Source organism: Roseivirga spongicola (genome assembly GCF_001592965.1).
GTDB classification, from domain to species: domain Bacteria; phylum Bacteroidota; class Bacteroidia; order Cytophagales; family Cyclobacteriaceae; genus Roseivirga; species Roseivirga spongicola.
In genome coordinates this window covers 519,162-536,471 of the sequence record NZ_LRPC01000001.1, presented here as the reverse complement: position 1 = coordinate 536,471, position 17,310 = coordinate 519,162, and the positions used below count along the sequence as shown (strand labels likewise).

General features: G+C 40.9%; 18 protein-coding genes. 9 read left to right on the top strand and 9 right to left on the bottom strand.

The window, feature by feature from the left end; translation table 11 throughout:
* Window positions 1-10 precede the first annotated feature (10 nt).
* On the top strand, window positions 11-442 hold the full coding sequence (locus tag AWW68_RS02405; protein WP_245660195.1) for a c-type cytochrome: 432 nt from the start codon (window positions 11-13) through the stop codon (window positions 440-442).
* 48 nt (window positions 443-490) lie between these two features.
* The gene (locus AWW68_RS02400) at window positions 491-1,240 is read left to right on the top strand and encodes an energy transducer TonB (protein ID WP_068216205.1); all 750 of its coding nucleotides are present in this window, start codon (window positions 491-493) and stop codon (window positions 1,238-1,240) included.
* Between the two features lie 2 nt (window positions 1,241-1,242).
* On the opposite strand, the gene AWW68_RS02395 is transcribed toward AWW68_RS02400, so the two are convergent.
* The 4 genes from AWW68_RS02395 to AWW68_RS02380 form a co-directional block, all read right to left on the bottom strand.
* Window positions 1,243-1,647: a hypothetical protein gene (locus tag AWW68_RS02395; protein ID WP_157717495.1), complete on the bottom strand. Its 405-nt coding sequence runs from the start codon at window positions 1,645-1,647 to the stop codon at window positions 1,243-1,245.
* Window positions 1,648-1,718: 71 nt separating this feature from the next.
* Entirely contained in the window at window positions 1,719-2,204 is a 486-nt protein-coding gene (locus AWW68_RS02390) for a hypothetical protein (RefSeq protein WP_068216201.1), read from the bottom strand.
* A 1-nt stretch (window position 2,205) separates the two neighbouring features.
* The gene (locus AWW68_RS02385; protein ID WP_068216199.1) at window positions 2,206-3,444 is read right to left on the bottom strand and encodes an ABC transporter permease; all 1,239 of its coding nucleotides are present in this window, start codon (window positions 3,442-3,444) and stop codon (window positions 2,206-2,208) included.
* Window positions 3,441-4,076: an ABC transporter ATP-binding protein gene (locus tag AWW68_RS02380; protein ID WP_068216197.1), complete on the bottom strand. Its 636-nt coding sequence runs from the start codon at window positions 4,074-4,076 to the stop codon at window positions 3,441-3,443. The genes AWW68_RS02385 and AWW68_RS02380 overlap by 4 nt, the downstream gene beginning before the upstream one ends.
* 174 nt (window positions 4,077-4,250) lie before the next feature.
* Here AWW68_RS02380 and lepB point away from each other — a divergent pair, with 174 nt between their 5' ends.
* The 4 genes from lepB to AWW68_RS02360 all read left to right on the top strand — a co-directional run bounded on the left by lepB (window position 4,251) and on the right by AWW68_RS02360 (window position 8,410).
* Window positions 4,251-5,432, top strand: a complete 1,182-nt coding sequence (gene lepB / locus AWW68_RS02375; RefSeq protein WP_068216195.1) for a signal peptidase I — start codon at window positions 4,251-4,253, stop codon at window positions 5,430-5,432.
* Window positions 5,432-5,869, top strand: coding sequence for a hypothetical protein (locus AWW68_RS02370; RefSeq protein WP_068216193.1), 438 nt, complete (start codon window positions 5,432-5,434; stop codon window positions 5,867-5,869). Before lepB ends, AWW68_RS02370 begins: the two co-directional genes overlap by 1 nt.
* Before the next feature lie 9 nt (window positions 5,870-5,878).
* Window positions 5,879-7,255 (top strand): M28 family peptidase, encoded by a 1,377-nt coding sequence (locus AWW68_RS02365; RefSeq protein ID WP_185101182.1) that lies wholly within the window; start codon window positions 5,879-5,881, stop codon window positions 7,253-7,255.
* 150 nt (window positions 7,256-7,405) lie between these two features.
* Window positions 7,406-8,410 carry a DUF4407 domain-containing protein gene (locus AWW68_RS02360; RefSeq protein ID WP_068216189.1) on the top strand — a complete coding sequence of 335 codons (1,005 nt, stop codon included), beginning with the start codon at window positions 7,406-7,408 and terminating at the stop codon, window positions 8,408-8,410.
* Between the two features lie 4 nt (window positions 8,411-8,414).
* Here AWW68_RS02360 and pafA read toward each other — a convergent pair whose 3' ends face one another.
* Window positions 8,415-10,037, bottom strand: a complete 1,623-nt coding sequence (gene pafA / locus AWW68_RS02355) for an alkaline phosphatase PafA (protein ID WP_068216187.1) — start codon at window positions 10,035-10,037, stop codon at window positions 8,415-8,417.
* 8 nt (window positions 10,038-10,045) lie between these two features.
* Window positions 10,046-12,697, bottom strand: coding sequence for a WG repeat-containing protein (locus AWW68_RS02350; protein ID WP_068216185.1), 2,652 nt, complete (start codon window positions 12,695-12,697; stop codon window positions 10,046-10,048).
* A gap of 106 nt (window positions 12,698-12,803) precedes the next feature.
* Here AWW68_RS02350 and AWW68_RS02345 point away from each other — a divergent pair, with 106 nt between their 5' ends.
* The 3 genes from AWW68_RS02345 to AWW68_RS02335 all read left to right on the top strand — a co-directional run bounded on the left by AWW68_RS02345 (window position 12,804) and on the right by AWW68_RS02335 (window position 14,673).
* Complete coding sequence (locus tag AWW68_RS02345) at window positions 12,804-13,115, top strand: hypothetical protein (RefSeq protein ID WP_068216183.1); 312 nt, start codon at window positions 12,804-12,806, stop codon at window positions 13,113-13,115.
* A 73-nt stretch (window positions 13,116-13,188) separates the two neighbouring features.
* Complete coding sequence (locus AWW68_RS02340; RefSeq protein WP_068216181.1) at window positions 13,189-13,704, top strand: DUF4920 domain-containing protein; 516 nt, start codon at window positions 13,189-13,191, stop codon at window positions 13,702-13,704.
* 246 nt (window positions 13,705-13,950) lie between these two features.
* Window positions 13,951-14,673 (top strand): pentapeptide repeat-containing protein, encoded by a 723-nt coding sequence (locus tag AWW68_RS02335; RefSeq protein WP_068216179.1) that lies wholly within the window; start codon window positions 13,951-13,953, stop codon window positions 14,671-14,673.
* An 86-nt stretch (window positions 14,674-14,759) separates the two neighbouring features.
* On the opposite strand, the gene AWW68_RS02330 is transcribed toward AWW68_RS02335, so the two are convergent.
* The 3 genes from AWW68_RS02330 to AWW68_RS02320 are packed head-to-tail and all read right to left on the bottom strand — an operon-like array spanning window position 14,760 to window position 17,247.
* Window positions 14,760-15,554 (bottom strand): SDR family NAD(P)-dependent oxidoreductase, encoded by a 795-nt coding sequence (locus tag AWW68_RS02330; RefSeq protein ID WP_068216177.1) that lies wholly within the window; start codon window positions 15,552-15,554, stop codon window positions 14,760-14,762.
* Entirely contained in the window at window positions 15,551-16,531 is a 981-nt protein-coding gene (locus AWW68_RS02325) for an SDR family oxidoreductase (protein WP_068216175.1), read from the bottom strand. Before AWW68_RS02325 ends, AWW68_RS02330 begins: the two co-directional genes overlap by 4 nt.
* Window positions 16,531-17,247: a CPBP family intramembrane glutamic endopeptidase gene (locus AWW68_RS02320; protein WP_068216174.1), complete on the bottom strand. Its 717-nt coding sequence runs from the start codon at window positions 17,245-17,247 to the stop codon at window positions 16,531-16,533. Before AWW68_RS02320 ends, AWW68_RS02325 begins: the two co-directional genes overlap by 1 nt.
* Window positions 17,248-17,310 lie beyond the last annotated feature (63 nt).

Below are 17,310 nucleotides of genomic sequence, written 5' to 3'. Positions count from 1 at the left end.
AGCTAGAAGCTTGAAGCTGAATTTTATTGGCCTCATGGCTATCCCCTTTTTATCTCTCTTTGTTTCTTGCACTGGAGAAAAGTCTGAGGGGGCAAAAACCCAAGAGCGCTTATCAGATACCGAGATTAAGTACTTCACCAATGGCAAGAAGCTTTATACTCAGTATTGCGCGAATTGCCACGCAGAAAATGGTGAGGGTTTAGGTAGGCTCATTCCTCCTTTAAAGAATTCGGATTACTTGTTGAGTGACATTCCCAGAGCTGCTGGAATTATCCTTAATGGTATGAAGGGGCCAATACAAGTTAATGGGGTTGAGTATAATCAGCCTATGCCAGCTAACCCAAAATTGAATCAGACCGAGGTACTAGAGATTTTAACTTATATCACCAACTCATGGGGAAATGAATTCGGTGGAGTAGACCCTGAGTTGATTAAGAAATAAAACCATTGTTCAATTTGCTATAGGCCTGTTAGCTCTTTATAATTGGCTATGCTTAAGAACACACTCCTATTTATCTTCCTTGCTATTTCAGTTTCAGTCTACGGACAGAGAGTTAGAATTGACAGCACCTTTTATGAGGGGTCTGAGGTTCTTACTGAGTCAAATTCTGGCTATACTTCAGTTGAATTTTGTGAAGTTGATAGAAGAGGTCGAAAGATTGGAAGTTGTAATAGATACAGTCAAAATGGACAGTTACTTGAAGTTTCTTTTTTTGAAAAAGAAATTCAAACAGGCCCCTACTTTCTCTATTCAAACGAAGGCATTCCTGAGTTGGAAGGCAGTTTTTCAAATGGAAAAAAGAATGGTGTTTGGGTCAATTTTGATGATGAAGGTGAGCCCAAGGAGATAACAGTTTATAGCATGGACAACGAGGTAAGTTCTCGAGAGCTAGAGATTATCGATCCGCTTGAAGCAAAAGATTCAGAGGGGAATCCACTAGTAGACTCTCTCCCATCCTTTGAAGGGGGACAGCAGGGTTGGCTAAATCACCTTAAATACACACTTCGTTATCCAAGAGAAGCCAAACGAATGGGGCATCAAGGCGATGTTTTTGTAAAATTTGTCATCACCAGAGAAGGCTATGTTATAGCACCTGAGTTAGTTAGGAGTCCAGCGCGTTCATTAGGGTATGAGGCGATGAGAGTAGTTAGTCTTTCACCAGATTGGATTCCTGCTAAGAGCAGAGGTCAAGAGGTTGATACCTTTCTGGAATTGCGAATTGCATTTGCCTTAAGATAAAATTACTTCAAAGCCTCTTTGGCTTTGGCCATAGAGGTGTTAATTGCTTCTTTTACATCGATTACTCTTTCCATTTCAGCTGCTAGGTACTCCTTTTGAGCTTCCGTACCGTTTTTCATCTCCATGTACTGTTGAGAATTTTTGCTCCAGTCGCGCATCCAGCTCATCATTCCTTCCGAGGCCTCGTCTAATTCTTGCGCAATATTTTGTAGCTCAGAAGCATTTTCAGCGTTCACCTCAGAGGCTTTTTCAATGACTTTCCGCTTTAAGCTCATTAGCTCACCCATCTTCGGCATCACTTCATCATGTATATCAAAGATTTTATTCTTTTCGGCTTCAGCATCAAAACCGCTTCCACAAGAAACGAATAAAGTAAGTACGAATAGGAGTAAAGAGAGCTTCTTCATAACATTGAATTTTGCCACTAAGTTAAGCAGCTCTCTCTTGATTAGAGTTATAAAAGTTACAGAATAAGAGCTTAGTAGCTATCGTCAGATAGGCCCAAGAACTCACCATCTACCAGCTGATACATTAGCTTGTCTGGGTTGTCTGCATTGAGTTTAAGTTTACCTCTAAACTTCAATCTCTTGGTGTTGTACTTATACTTTTCTCCCTCTTTAAGGTGAACTTCCATTACGGTTTCTGGACCTCCTGAACCACAGAAGAAACATTCTGAAATTGGCAATAAGGAAAGAATTAGGTAATCGTAAACAAAAGTATAGTCAGATGGAATAATGTAGCCTTCAACCTCAACCACTTGGTCTCTTAGGTCTTCTATTTTTTCTCCGAATACAGGTACATACAAATCACCGTATTCGTCTTTTTGAATTTCGTATTTAACATCGGCCAATGTTCTCCAAACCTGAATCCCCCTCATTTTCACTCCATCTTTTTCATCAGGATTTTGAGCTTGAACAAAACCAGTGGCCGTTATGAACATCAAAATGATTAATATTTTTTTCATCTTATTCTTTTGCTAATACTTCTGAAATATCTGTCTTGTATGCATTGATTGCAGGAATCAGAGAGGCTATTATTCCTATGCCCACACTAATTAACATCACTGCCAGCTCTTGTTTGACAAAAATTAGGCCTGTTAACCCAATTTCATCAGATTTCTCATAAAGACCAGCTAAGAACTCTGTTAGTCCGTGGCCTATTAAGAAACCCAATAACCCTCCGAGCACGGTTATAATTACTCCCTCTAATACTACGTGAAAGAAGAGTTTTGTTTTAGATGCGCCTAAAGAACGCATAATGGCAAGGTCGTATTTTCTGTCTTTTAGTGCATTATATAGTGAAATGAATATGCTCAAGCCAGCAATGATAATAATGATTACAGCAAATGCTTTCAGCAGGTCTACGCCAATTCCAAGTAAGGAGAACAAACGCTGTGTTTCGAATGCTGGTGAGGCAGCCTGCATGTTGGTGTCCGCATTAATCATTCTAGGTAAAGTCACTGCTCCCATTGGAGAGCGGAACTTTATAAGCATAGAGGTGATTTCGGCATCTTCATCGCCTTCAGGAAATCCCGTTTCATAAGCAGATCCCAGTTGAGGTTCGCTGTGTTCTTCGTGATGCTCTTCATCGTGGTCATGAACAGCCCAGACACTCTCAATATTGGTGAGAATGAGCTTATCAATAACACTATTGTTTTCTTCCAAAATGCCCACAATGCGGTAAGACATTTCTTCATGTTCCATGTCGGCAACGGAAAGACCGTGAGCTCCGAAAAATGTATCTCCAACCTTTAAGCCTAAAGATTGAGCCACATTAGACCCTACAACAGCGTCTAAGTTGTTTTTCCATAACTCACCTTCGTCCACAGCTGCATCAAATAGCTTTACGTAATCGTGGTTTGTTCCCACAATTCGATAGCCCCTGTAGTTATCTCCTAATGCCAATGGTATGGCCGAGGCTATCAGCCTGTTCCTTGTGAGGTCTTTGGCCTCTTGAAGCTTTATGTTGCCTGTAGGGAAGTCTATATGGTAGACATTGGCAAGTATTAATTGAAGTGGGCTTCCTTTGGCTCCAACAACCAAATCTACTCCTTTTTTATTCTTAGCCAGATTATCTTCTAATTGGGAGCTTAGTAAAATGAGCACCAGAATGATGGCAATACCCAAGCCCATCAATAACATGTTGAGCACCATGTTTAGTGGCCTGGCTTTAATATAATTCCAACTTAATGATAGGAGGTTCATGCGGTAGCTAGGTTAAGTTGAAGTTCAAACTGATCTTTCACACGCTGATCATGTGTGGCAATTAATAGAGATGCTTTGTATTGCTCTGCCTGAGATTGGAGTAGCTGAATAACTTTCTGAGCGTTTTTATCATCAAGGCTGGCAGTAGGTTCATCTGCTAAAATTACTCTTGGCCTATTCAATAATGCTCTTGCAATGGTTACCCGTTGTTGCTCACCTTGGCTTAATTCGCGAACGCTTTTTTTGATTTTTTCTCCCAATCCAAGTTCACTCAGTACTTCTTTTACTCTTCCTTTGTCTTGCACCATGCCGGCCAAGTATTGAGCCAGAAGTAGGTTGTCTTGAACGGACAACGCACTGATTAAGTGTGCTTTTTGAAAAACCAAGCCAATGTTTTGCCCTCTATACTTGTCCCTTTGAGAACCAGACAGGCTGTATATATCTGTTTCACCTATAGTTACTTTGCCTTGCTTGGGAGCTAGCAGCCCGCCAAGAATGTGCAATAGTGTGGTTTTTCCACTTCCTGAAGAACCTAACACCATAAGGTGTTGCGACTCTTTTACCTCAAAATGAGGTATTGAAAGAATCTTATGGTCTGAATATCCGAAAGAGAGATTGTCAATGATAATCATAGTACTGCTCTGAGCCACAAATTAAGTGAAGGCTCGTCAAATTCAGAAACCGCCTAACAGATATACGGGAACCTCATCAGTATTTAAGCCGTATTGAAGGGATCGGAGAATTTGAAACACCAATTTTTCACAAATTAATAATACCTTTAAAGCCGACTATTTATACCTAGAATCATGCTCGATTTTCTGAAGAGAAAGAATAAGGAGGAGAAAAAGCCGAAACAGAAAAAAGGTTTCTTTCGAGAACTACTAAACGATATACTTTTTGCGCTTATAGCAGTAACCATAATCCGTGGACTTTTTGTGGAGGCCTTTGCCATACCCACAGGCTCAATGGAAAACTCAATGCTCATTGGAGATCACCTTTTTGTGAGTAAGTTTCATTATGGAGCCAGAACCCCTCAGACCCCCATCCAATTTCCTTTAGCGCACCAAACGTTTTGGGGCATTAAGCTTTTCGGAAAAGAGGTACCGTCTTACACAGATATTGTGCAGCTACCATCTTACAGGCTGCCAGGGCTGAGAAAGCCAAGAAGAGGCGAACCTGTGGTGTTTAATTATCCGCCAGATTATAAGCAGGGTTTTCCAACCGATATGAAAACCTTCTACGTAAAACGTTGCTTGGCTATTCCTGGAGACACTTTTGAAATCAGAAATAAGCAAGTATACATTAATGGTGAAGCGGTTGAAAATCCGCCAAAGAGTTTAACAAGCTATTTTGTAGAGGCAGATAAAGGTGTTCATCAAAGGTATTTGAGAGAAATAGGTATTACTGATTATGAGGATGAGAACCCTTACGATACTTATGCTACTAACGCCATTTCTAGAGAGTACAATGGCAAATTTGGCTTCAAAATACACACCACTCCAGAAAAAGCTCAGGCTTTAGAGCAGTTGCCATTCGTTCAAAATGTTGAAGAAATTGTTTATGAAAGTGGTTCGGAATCCATGTTTGAAGTTTTTCCTCACGATCAGCTTTTCAGTTGGAGTAGAGATTTCTTTGGGCCATTGGTAATGCCTGAAGAAGGAATGACTATCGAACTCACTCCTGAAAATGTAGCGCTTTATGGCGAGGTAATTCAGCAATATGAACACAACGAAGATGTAGTTATTAACGGCTACGAGGTCTCTATTGAAGGAGAAAATATTACTTCTTATACCTTTAAGCAAGGTTATTACTTCATGATTGGAGACAACAGGCATAATTCTCTGGACTCTAGATCTTGGGGCTTTGTGCCATACGATCATATTGTGGGTAAGCCACTATTCATCTTCTGGTCTGTAGATAGAACAGACCCTAATGCTGGCTTCTTCCAGCGCCTTAGGTTCAATAGAATGCTCGATTTAATTAAGTAATGCTCAAAAGAATAATACTTATACTTCTGGTTTTTTCAAGCTCAATGGCATTCTCCCAAAACGGAGAGAATACTTGGAATACCTTATCCAAAGTTGAGATTGAAAAACGATTCGATGAAACCCTAAACTTTGAAGTAGATTATCCCACCTTTAGTGAAGAGGTAAAAAAGTTAAATGGAAAAACCATTGAGTTGAAGGGCTGGATGATTCCCTTAGAAGAACTTCAAGGCGAAACTTACTTTGTTCTGTCTTCCCTCCCTTTTGCTAACTGCTTTTTCTGTGGAGGCGCAGGGCCAGAAACGGTGGCCGAAGTATTTTCTAAAGGGAAGTACAGGTTCACTGAAAAGAGAATTACGGTACGCGGAAAACTAGAAATTAACGCAGAAGACCCAATGAAGCTCATGTACATTCTTCATGACGCAGAAATTGTAGATTAACACATTATCATGAAAAAGACCATCATCCTTAGCCTGCTACTCTTAGTGTCATTTACAGTGTTTAGTCAGGATAAAGATGCTGCTTACATCAGAAAAATTTATGACGAAGCCTTAGAACGAGGCGAGAGCTATGAGATGCTTCGCTACCTCACCAAAAATATTGGTGGTAGACTGAGTGGTTCTCCACAAGCTGCAGCCGCAGTTGAATGGAGCAGGCAGCAAATGCTGTCTTATGGTTTCGATACCGTATACCTACAACCTGTTATGGTTCCTCATTGGGTAAGAGGCGAAGTAGAGATTGGTAGAATTGTCAACTCTAGAAAGCTCGGTTCAAAGGAAATAGCAGTTACATCTCTTGGCAATGCTGTGGGGACTGGTCCAGGTGGAACTGTTGCAGAATTGGTAGAGGTGCAAGACTTTCAGCAGTTGGCAGAGTTAGGCGAAGAGAAAATTAAAGGCAAAATTGTATTCTTCAATCGGCCTATGGATGCTAAGCTGATGGATACTTTTTCTGCCTACAGTGGAGCTTCAAATCAAAGGGGAAGTGGCCCAACCGAAGCCGCTAAGTATGGAGCCATTGGAGTAGTGGTTCGTTCTTTAAGCTCATTTAGAGATGATGTGCTACACACCGGCAGCACTAATTATGGACTGAATGTTCCTAAAATTCCGGCAGTGGCCATTACAGCAAAAGACGCTGACTTCTTGAGCGATTTGTTAAAAGATGACCCAAAGCTTCAATTTTACTTTGAGACACATGCTCAAATGCTAGAAGATGTTCTATCGTATAATGTTGTGGGCGAAATTAAAGGTTCAACACACCCCGATGAAATTATAGCCGTTGGTGGTCATTTAGATTCATGGGACTTGTCTGAAGGTGCTCATGACGATGGCGCGGGCTGTGTACAGTCTATTGAGGTGCTCAGACTTTTTAAAGCCTTAGATTATAAGCCAAAAAGAACGGTTCGTGCAGTTATGTTCATGAATGAAGAAAACGGACTGCGCGGTGGTAGAAAATATGCTGAGCTGGCGGCTAAAAACGGTGAAAACCATATTGCGGCTATGGAATCTGATAGGGGTGGTTTTTTACCTATTGGTTTTGGAATTACCGGTACTCAGGTAGAGCAAGATAAATTATTGAGTTGGGCTCCTTTATTCGAACCATACGGATTGTTTCAATTCAAAAGAGGCGGGGGCGGAGCAGATATTAGCCCACTTAGAACACAAGATGTACCAACTATTGGTTTTATTCCTGATAGCCAACGTTATTTCAAATACCATCATACTCCAATAGATAACTTTGAAGCTGTAAACCAAAGAGAATTGGAGTTAGGAGCAGCATCTATGGCTGCTGTTATTTACCTCATAGATCAACACGGGCTTAGGTAGAAGATACCTGCTTTTCCTTATTTATATGTTCGATTCCCTCAATAGCCAATCTGTGGTAAATCACTACCTTGTATAATAAGGTACTAAATATTACAACATATCAATCGTTATTACGTTATTGCAGTCACTAGGTCAAAAAAAACTCAAACTATGAATACTGTTAAGCAATTCTTTTGGTTCTGCTCAGGAGCCAATATTTCCCTATTAAAACGTTGCCCTACCGAAGCTTCTAAATTCACAGGAATTGGTGCTACGGTTTTCTTTACAGGTATTTTAGCAGCCCTTTCGGGTGGTTATGCCTTCTATACAATTTTCGAAAATGCATGGTGGTCTGCGGCTTTCGGTTTACTCTGGGGTTGCATTATTTTCAACCTAGACCGATTCATTGTTTCAACCATGAAGAAGTCTAGAAAGGGTAAGGGGCAAGAGTTGCTGATGGCTTCTCCACGAATTCTTTTGGCCGTTATGTTAGCCATTGTGATATCTAAACCGCTAGAACTTAAAATCTTTTCGAAAGAGATAGACAGGAAGCTTGTATTGTTAGAAGAGGACATTTATCAAAGAGAGATTGCTTCAATAGACCAACGGTTTATTGATCAAACTCAGCTTTTACAAGGACAGATTGCAGCCTTGAATGCGGACATTGAGGCCAAGCGGACTAAGCGCGATGAATTGGCCACAATAGCTAGGCAAGAGGCCGATGGTACTGGAGGTTCTATGAAACGTAATGCTGGCCCTATTTATCAGATCAAAAAGGCCGATGCTGATCAGGCTCAGGCAGAGTTGAATGCCTCAATGCAGAATAATCAGCCGCAGATTGAAAGGCTCCAGATGGAACTAGCCGACCTCAACAAGCAGAAAGCTACAGAGCTGAGCGCAATCAAAAGAAACCCTTGGGACGGAATGGCTGCTCAGTTAGAAGCTTTACGGCAGATTTCTTTAGAAAATAGAGCAATCTATTTTGCTAATATCTTCATTATCGCCCTGTTCATAATGTTGGAGTGTTCACCAGTAATTGTAAAGATAATGGCGGCTAGAGGGCCATACGATGAACTATTGGAAGTTAGGGAGCACTTCTTTAAGAATCACAACCTTGAGAAAATTGCGCAGATGGATTATGAAACTAGGGAGAGGCTAAAGCCCCTCCTTAGCTAAGTAATTACTTTAATGCTTCAAAAACTGGCTGACCAGTAGCACCATTTGGCAAACGCATATTCATGAGCATGCTAATGGTTGGTGCAATATCTGTGATATGAATTTCTCGAACTGACTGAGTGCCTTCGCTAATACCCCAGCCATAGAAAATCACCGGAATGTGAGTGTCGTAATTCCATGGGTTGCCATGGCCAGTTCCTTTTGAACCTCCGCTCTGCCAAGCCGGATCGAAGATTAACTTCACGTCTCCAGACTCTTTTGGATGATAGCCTTTTTGCATCAAAGACCTCATCTTTTCGCTGTAGCTATTTCTGGCCAAATCGGTTGCGGTAAGTGCTAAATAAACACCAGGGAATTCCATGGCTTTTTGGCTTACAAATAGTTGTAATTCATAAAGATCCTTACCCTGATCAGCAACAACATCATGGTTAAGGAATATGTCTGTTCCACGAGCTTCAATCCACTTAGCCTCTCCGAACTTTTGGTTCAGTTGTTCTTCCACATAAGTGCCAATATCTCTTGTACTAATATTATCTGCTCTAAAGCCTAAGTCTTTCATGCGAACACTATTTTCTGCCACTGCGTGGTCGGCACTAACAAACACGGTGTAGTTTCCTTTGCCAAGCTTTGCATCTAAGGCATCTAGCAAGCGCTTAATTTCTTTGTCTAGCCTCACATAAGTGTCTTGAACCTCTTTAGATTGTGGCCCGAAGTTATGGCCGATGTAGTCAGTGCTAGAGTAGCTTACCGCTAAAAAATCTGTAATTTCATCACCACCCAAATCTTCATTCTTCACAGCTTCTAATGCCAAATCTGTTAAGATGCTGTTTCCAAAAGGAGTGCTTGGTAGCATTCCAAAACCTCCATTTTCATCTTTTAGCTTGGCCAGATCGTAAGGGAAGGTTGGGGTATCTTTCCCCTTAAACCCACCTTCATATTTCGAGTTATCGTCACCGCTTTCTACATATGACTCAATAGGCTTAATGGTGTTCCATGTTTGGCTTAGGTACTTATCTGGATTTTTCTGCTCATTAAAAGTCTTCACCCAATTTGGCAGGTCTTCCATGTAGTAAGTAGAAGTCATGAAGTTACCTGTGCGGCTATCATACCAGTAAGACCCGTCAGATAGGTGGCCGCCCGGCAAGGCAGAACCGCGGTCTTTTATGGACATAGCAATTACTTTTCCACGCTGTTGAGTAGCCATTTTAAGCTCATCGGTAATGGTTGAGCTATACAGGTTGGCTGGTGAAATAAGTCCGCTTCGGTTAAATCCGCCTACCGCTCTTACACTAGTGTCTTCGGCACAATAAACACTTCTCTTTAGCTTTCGGCTATACCAGTTGTTGTTCACAATGCCATGAACAGAAGGCGTAGTGCCGGTGTAGATAGATGCGTGGCCCGGGCCAGTGCTGGTAGAGGCGTAGTTATAGTGCCCGTTTTTGGCCATAAAGCCACCTTCAATTAGCCTTTTGAAGCCACCTTCTTCAAAGTGATTGTAGAATCGCCAAACGTATTCTTGCTTCATTTGGTCTACAACAATACCAACTATCAGTTTTGGTTTCTCTGTTTGGGCTTGCAAGTTGAAAGCTATTGCAAGCGAAAAAATACTAAGTAAAAAACGCGTCATGTTCTAATTCAATTTGCTGGGCAAGCTATTTTAAAATACTCCTCTTGCCTGAAGCTTTGTGTAAAAAGTTTATTACCTTTTTTGTCGTAGTAAATAACTACATAGATATTGGCTTCGGCCACTAGTTTTACAGCAAAATAGATAGGGTCCTTAGGAGTGCCAAGCACTCTAATGTAAGTGTAAGTAGGTTCAATAATCTGGCCCATAGATTCACTATAAATACCTTGTCCTGTCTCTGTGGTAATGAATAAGGTCTTGTCTTCTTCTCCTACTTCAATAATTTCCCAATCGGTAATTCGCTCGTAGAGTATGTCTTCATTTTTGATGTTTTCAAGTAACCACTCGTCTTCAATTCTTACTAAAGCAATGGAATCGTTGAAATAGGCCACCTCGTCAAACTCAAAAGCGGTTAAAGCCTTGTTTTTGGTATTAATAAAGCCTTTGTACTTGTCTTTTACCGCCACCATTACGGTATCAGTGTACGGCTCTATTAGCTTTTCATATACAGGTGGAATATTAATCTGCTTGGCTGGGTTAATAACCCCAAACTTTCCTTTATCTAGGGTGCTTACATAGCCATCTTCGTTGGAGCCAATACCATCATAAACAAAGTTGAGCAAATAGTGGCCTGTGCTATCGGCTAGTGCGGCATTTCTTTTCTGAAGACGTAGCATATTATCTTCAAGAGCCACTACCTCATTGAAGGTGGCCGAAAGAATTTCTCTGCCAAACTCGTTATACACCTTTCTATAGTTTTTGAAATTGCTCAACATGAAATAATCATGGACTGCTGGCTCTCCTGTTTTTACATATGACTGAGGTATTAAGAGCTTGTAGCTCCAGTCTTTTTCCATGGTTAGCTGTTTGCCATTTTTGAACTGTGCCAATAGCTTGTTGCCAACTTGTAGCATTACCATATTTTCGCCAAGAGTGGCTACAGAATCAATTTCTTGCTGAATGGATGACGAACCGAGTTGGTCATATAGCGTCCACTTTTCTTCCTCTTGTAAAGCCAGCCATTGCTGGTTGCTTTTTACTTGGGAGAAGGTTTTGCCGCTTAATTCTGGATATCGATCGTGAAGTACTCTAAACTTACCTTTTTCCTTCAACAGCCAACCATAAGCTTCTTCATAAATCTGATGTTGCCCAAAGGGAATAACCATTCTGAGTTCATCATCTAGTATAGCTTCTTGGCCGTTTCGGCTTACCCAGATTCTACCATTTCCGAGCAATTCTACCTCATCATAAGCAAACTCAATAGGAGGAGTTTGGCCATCTAATGCCGGAAAAAGTACCTCTGGAGACACTAGTGCAATTCCGTCTTCCTTTTCTAGCCAAAGAAAGCGGCCCAATGTGTCTATTAAGGTAAACTCATTCTCTAGATAACGCAGTCCATTAATGCTTTCCAATCCAAAAAATCCATTTTTTGCAGTTCTGATCATCGATTCATTCAGTACTTCAATGGCCTCTTTGCGCTCGTTAATAATCATCTCTCCCGATTTATGGAATAGGCGCTCCCCATCTTCCGCTTCTAAAATGATGAAGCCGAAACCCGCATCTCTGGCATTTGCGAAATTTCCAGAATAAAGTAAGTGCCCGTCTCTACTGATAATAGCGCTTTCTTCGAAATAGCTTCCTACAACAAAGTCTGCAATAGTAGGCTCACAAAGACAGTTTTGAGGCACCGTTGTAAGCTTGGTTTTCAGCATAGAAGTACCGTTGGAGTTAACAAACTCAATGGTGTTGTCCGTAAGTTTGGGTACCCAATAGTCTTTTTCTAACTGTTGAACATTTCTGATAGAATCGTTCCAATTCAGAGAAGGGAAGTATTTCAAAAATTCATCTGTTCCGTATTTCTCTTTAAAAACATGGTAAATTCTTTTATACGCTATTTGCTGAAATTCTTCTGAAGGATACTCCTTTAAGAATGCCTCGTAATCTGCTATTCTGTTAGTGGCGGTCCTTATTTTGAATATTTCAGGAATAATTTCATCTCGGTAAGGAGTACCTGGAAACTCATCTAAAAACGACTGGTAAGAAGCCAGCGTTCCGTCTTCTGTTCGTTCTTCATAAATCAAAAGTTGATACAGTGAATCTGCTTCATTATATTCTTTAGCCGAAGGAAAGGCATCGATAAAGTTTTTGTAGGCTTGCCAAGTATGGTCTGCTTGAGCTGCTTTGAAAGTTAGGCTGTGAATTCCTGCACGAGCCTGAGGAATTTGCTCGGCATCTGAGTGTTTTTCAATGAAAGCTTCATATTCAGCAATAGTATGTACCTGAGCCACCAGGTCGAACTTTAGAGCATCAACCTTATCTTTTTGAACTTCCAGATTGGCCGAGTCAACTTGCACATCCTTTAGGTCTTCTAAATCCTTTGGATCGGAAAGTGATTTAAACTGAGCAATAGCTCTAGTAATGTAGCTGAACGCCTCGTCTACATCGTAGCCATGGTAGAGCGAATCGGTGTGTAAAACCGAATATAAGTAATAAGCAGCTGGATTGAGGGTGTCTTTTTCAATCGACTTATCGAGTGCCTCAACGGTCTTTTCAATATCCCTTTTTTCGTACATTCTGAAGGCTCTCTTAGGCACTTCTATACTGAAAAAGGTGATGAACAGAATCAGTGAACTCGCAAATACTTGTTGGCCTCTGGTTTTCATTTCAATCGGATGACGGCAAAAATAACAAACGCTTTGGCAATCGGCTTGTTTGTAAGGCACTGATCGTAAAGGAATTTTATTGGAAACGCTTTATTTTGCCTTTGTCATGTCAATCAACAAACGAATAGCTGAGGTTATTAAGTCTTTCGGAGATAGTGAAAGTGCTTTTGCCAAGCGTTTAGGGGTAAGTTCTTCCGTTATGTTCAACATAGTAAACCCAAAAGGAAGAATGAGTTATCCGAGTGGCCCAGTGCTTGAAAAACTACTAGCGCTAGAGTTAGATGGCAAACAAATTTCAGCCGAATGGCTTATGAGAGGAAATGGTGAAATGTTTTCAGAAGGAGCTGCCATTGCAACTCCAGAAGAAGCTTTGGAGTTTTTAAAACAGTCGATAGCCGAGTTGAGGAAAAGTCACTAGTGCTAATGAAATTTTGCCCTTCTTTAGTCTGAGATACAACTTGTTATTAAATTCGCATCAAAACTTGAAAGAAATGAAGAAAGTATTTTTAGCAGCCCTAATGGTGATGGCGGTTTGGGCTTGTCAAGCAAAAAAAGAAGAAGCTACTAAAGAAGCATCTGCAGATGTTGTTGGTACTTATGGTGCAGAAATTAGTGAAGAAGGAGCAATTTCTGTTAACGATATGATGGCTCAACTGAATGATTCAGACTCTGTAATGGTGAAAGTAAAAGGAGAAATTACCGCTACTTGTGCCATGAAGGGTTGCTGGATGAATTTGGTGCTGCCTAATGGTGAGGAGATGAGAGTAACTTTTAAAGACTACGCTTTTTTTGTGCCTAAAGAAGGAATGGAAGGTAACGTAGCCCTTATTGAAGGTGTTGTTACTAGAACCCTTACCGATGTTGAAACTTTGAAGCACTATGCAGCAGATGCTGGCAAGCCTGAAGAAGAAATTTTAGCTATTACTGAAGATAAAGAAGAGTTGGCTTTTGAGGCAACTGGAGTAATTATCTACAAAGGAGAGGAAGAAAAAACAGCTTCTCTTTAAATTATAGCAGACACTTAAGACTGTCTTGTAAAGCTTTTTACTAATCGTCACCCTGAACTAGTTTCAGGATCTAAGTTCAAAGAACAGATGCTGATATAATTTCAGGATGACGATGGGGAAGCTTTGCGAGACAGTTTTTTTATGCCTTTACGCAACCTATCACTCGGTTTTTTCATCATTATGCTAGTGCTTGTGTAACGTTTTGCTCGTTAGCAAGTCTTTAAAAAACCAAAAACGTTAAAGGTCATGCAAATTCAAAAACTCTTAAAAACAACAACACTAGCTTTACTTCTTTGCCTCTTTGCAGGTCAACTCCATGCTCAAACTGTGGTTAAAGCCTCAGAAATTATGGAGGCATTAAAGAGGGGCGAAGAAGTAAGCTATACTAATGCTACCATTCAAGGAGTGCTCGATTTCACTTTTATGGAAGAGAAGCTTCCCGATTTACCCACCAAAAGAAGGTGGTGGAGAGATGGTGGAGACAACACCGTAAATGAAGGCATAGAATCGAAGGTCTCTTTTGTTAACTGTACTTTCGAAGATCATGTAATTGCTTATTACCATGATAAGCGAACCGAATACACCTTCACTGCAGATTTTGAGAAAGATGTGAAGTTTGAAAAATGTCAATTCAAACGCGATGCCATGTTTAAGTACTCCAACTTTGAAGGCGATGCGGTTTTCGCAGGTTCAACTTTCGATGAAGAAACAACCTTCAAATATGCTGAATTCGACTATGCCGCAGATTTTTCAAGCACTCGCTTCGATGAAGATGCTATTTTCAAATACACTAAATTCCGCGATGGTGCCAGCTTTAATGCTGCCAAATTCGAAAGGTCTTTGGATATGAAATACACTAAGGTACGTGGTGATTTCGATGTGAAAGATATGGATGTTCGCTGGGACATCATCACCAAATATGCCGAAGTAAATGGAAGAAGCTTTTCTAGATACTTATTAGACAACTAAGTTACCTATAAATAAAACCGAGAGGCCGTTCTAAGTTATTGGAATGGCCTTTCTTGTTTTATGGTTCTCTAGTTATAAAGAATCTCCTATTTGCTGTTTTTCACGAATTGTTTGGCCAGAATATTAAGCCTTGTTCTGTAAGGTACTACGGTTCCAATTCTTTTATAGAGTCTCGGGAAGAAGCCCGGAATAACTACTTGCTTGCCTTGCAGCATTTTGTCTAAGGTGTAACTAGCCACTTGCTTTGGTGTTCTGCTAGAAAGTCGAGCCATTAAACCTAGCTCTTTCTCCCTTTGCATTACATCTGGGTTGGTTGGCACAGAAGCTGGGCAGAGCACGGTAATTTTCACTGAAGAGCCTTCTAACTCCTTATTCAGCGATCTTGAAAATGAAAGAACAAACTTCTTGCTGGCAGAATAAATTCCCTTGAAAGGAATATCATAAAAAGCGGCCATACTGGCTACGTTAATGATGTTGGCTTTTTCTTGAGCCATCATCATAGGAAGAAACAAATGCGTGAGGCCTACCAACGAAACCATATTCAACTGCATTTGTCCTTGATAAAACTCCGCAGGTCTACTGACAAAGGGACCTGAATTGCCTAGGCCAGCATTGTTGATCAGCAGATTTACCGTAAAGCCATTATCATTACACCATTTCAATATTTGCTGTGGAGCACCTTGATCCATCAGGTTAATACCTAACAAGTGAAAAGACTGCTCTGGATATTGACTGCTAAGCTGGTTGGTTACTTCTTCTAACTTTGGCTCGGGCAAGGCTACGAGTAGTACATTGTCCCCACGTTCGGCACATTCTTCGGCAAAGGCTCTACCTATTCCATTGCTGGCTCCGGTAACTAGGGTATATGTGGGTTTACTCATTTGAATAGCCAATTTACAGTTTCTTCAATTCCATTTTTAAGTGGAGTTATTTCGTAGCCCAATTCCTTCTTCGCCTTTTCGCTAGAAACCCTCCATTCGTAGTTGTACTTTCTTACCCAACCTGGAGTAATCATTGGCTGACGGCCAAACTTCTCTGCCATAAACAGTTGAATCTTTCCAAAGGCAAGCATAGCACCAAGAGGCATATTGTACAACTTGTGTTTCTTTCCTCCAATTTCTGCAATGGTATCAAAGAGCTCGTAGTAGGTGGCATCTTCTCCGCCCAGTAAATACCTTTCGCCTGCACGACCATTTTGCATGGCCAGTTTGTGTCCGTTGATTACATCTTCAACATAAACATAGTTTCCTGTGCTCATGCCATCGCCAGGAATAAACTTCCACTTACCTTCAATGTACTGTTTTACCAGTTTGGTGACAGAGTTGCTGACATTCAATGGTCCTGGGCCATAAACCCTAGTTGGGTTTACAATAACCACATGCTGGCCATTCTGAACATACTCTTTAATCTTTAGCTCAGACTCGTACTTTGAGCTTTCATAAGGAGTAAAGAAATCTACCTTTCTCGGGGTATCTTCATTTACCGGGCCATCTACCGCAGGACCAATTACTCCAGCAGTGGAAGTGACCAAGGTTTTCTTTACCCCCCTTTCTTTAGCAATGTCCAGAATGTTGAGTGTCCCATTAATATTAACTCTCTCGAAGGTATCGTCTTTGGCCCAAACGCTGGCAAAAGCCGCCAAGTGATATACTTCATTACAGCCTTCCATACCTTCGTGCAAAGCTTCTTTAGAGAAAAGGTCTCCTTCTACAAATGAGATTCTTTCATGCTGAAGGTCTTTGGCTTTACTTTTCGACCTGATGAGGGCGACTACTTCGTGACCTTCGTTGGCCAAACTTTTGGCTAGTTTCTGGCCAATAAAACCAGTGCCTCCGGTAATGAATATTCTTTTCGACATTAAATGACTTTCATTTCAGGGTGATGCTTCAACGAGAAGAAGAAGTTGGACAAGGCCAATGTTATATGGACGAAGAAAGCGACCCAAATGGTACCCGTAGTAAGGGTAATTAAACACAAAACCACTCCGAGAGGAATGGCTCCAATAGTTTCTTCAAGGTTTTTAGGTACGTGTACCAAGGCATAAATTGCCGCATTTAAAATTATGGCAGGCCATTCACCTAAAAGAGGAACTGTAGCAAAAAGCAGTAGCCCTCTGAACATTAATTCGTACCCGAATAAGTATGATACCCAGGTAAGTGCATTGGTGAATACCATCTTTTTAGTCCATTCTTTCTCCCGAACATTTGGGTAGAAAGCCAGATTCTTCTCCTTTTTTGAGTTGAAGAAATTCATGGGGATGATGATACAAGCTAAACCGCCAATCCACGCTAGACTGGTGGTGTGATTTTTAAAAGCGAAGCCATAATCTTCTAGGCCTTTTCCTGTTATAATCAGCAGTACAATGGCTGGAATAATTCCGATAGTGGTAGCGCCAAGGTAGCGGGTCATCCAAAGGAATTTGGTATTTCCTCTTTCTGAGCCATACTTTGCAGTGTACTTAGCTTTAACTTTGTCGGAGATAGACACGAAGTGATAAACACTGAAACCAATGGTTACTAAAGCAAAAGCTAAAATGGGTTCCAGATAAGTTGAGTTCCAGGCCGGAATATTCATTGAGTCAGTGTGAAGATAGTGCGCAAAAATAAGAACATCTGCTAGAAATAGGCAGCAACCTTC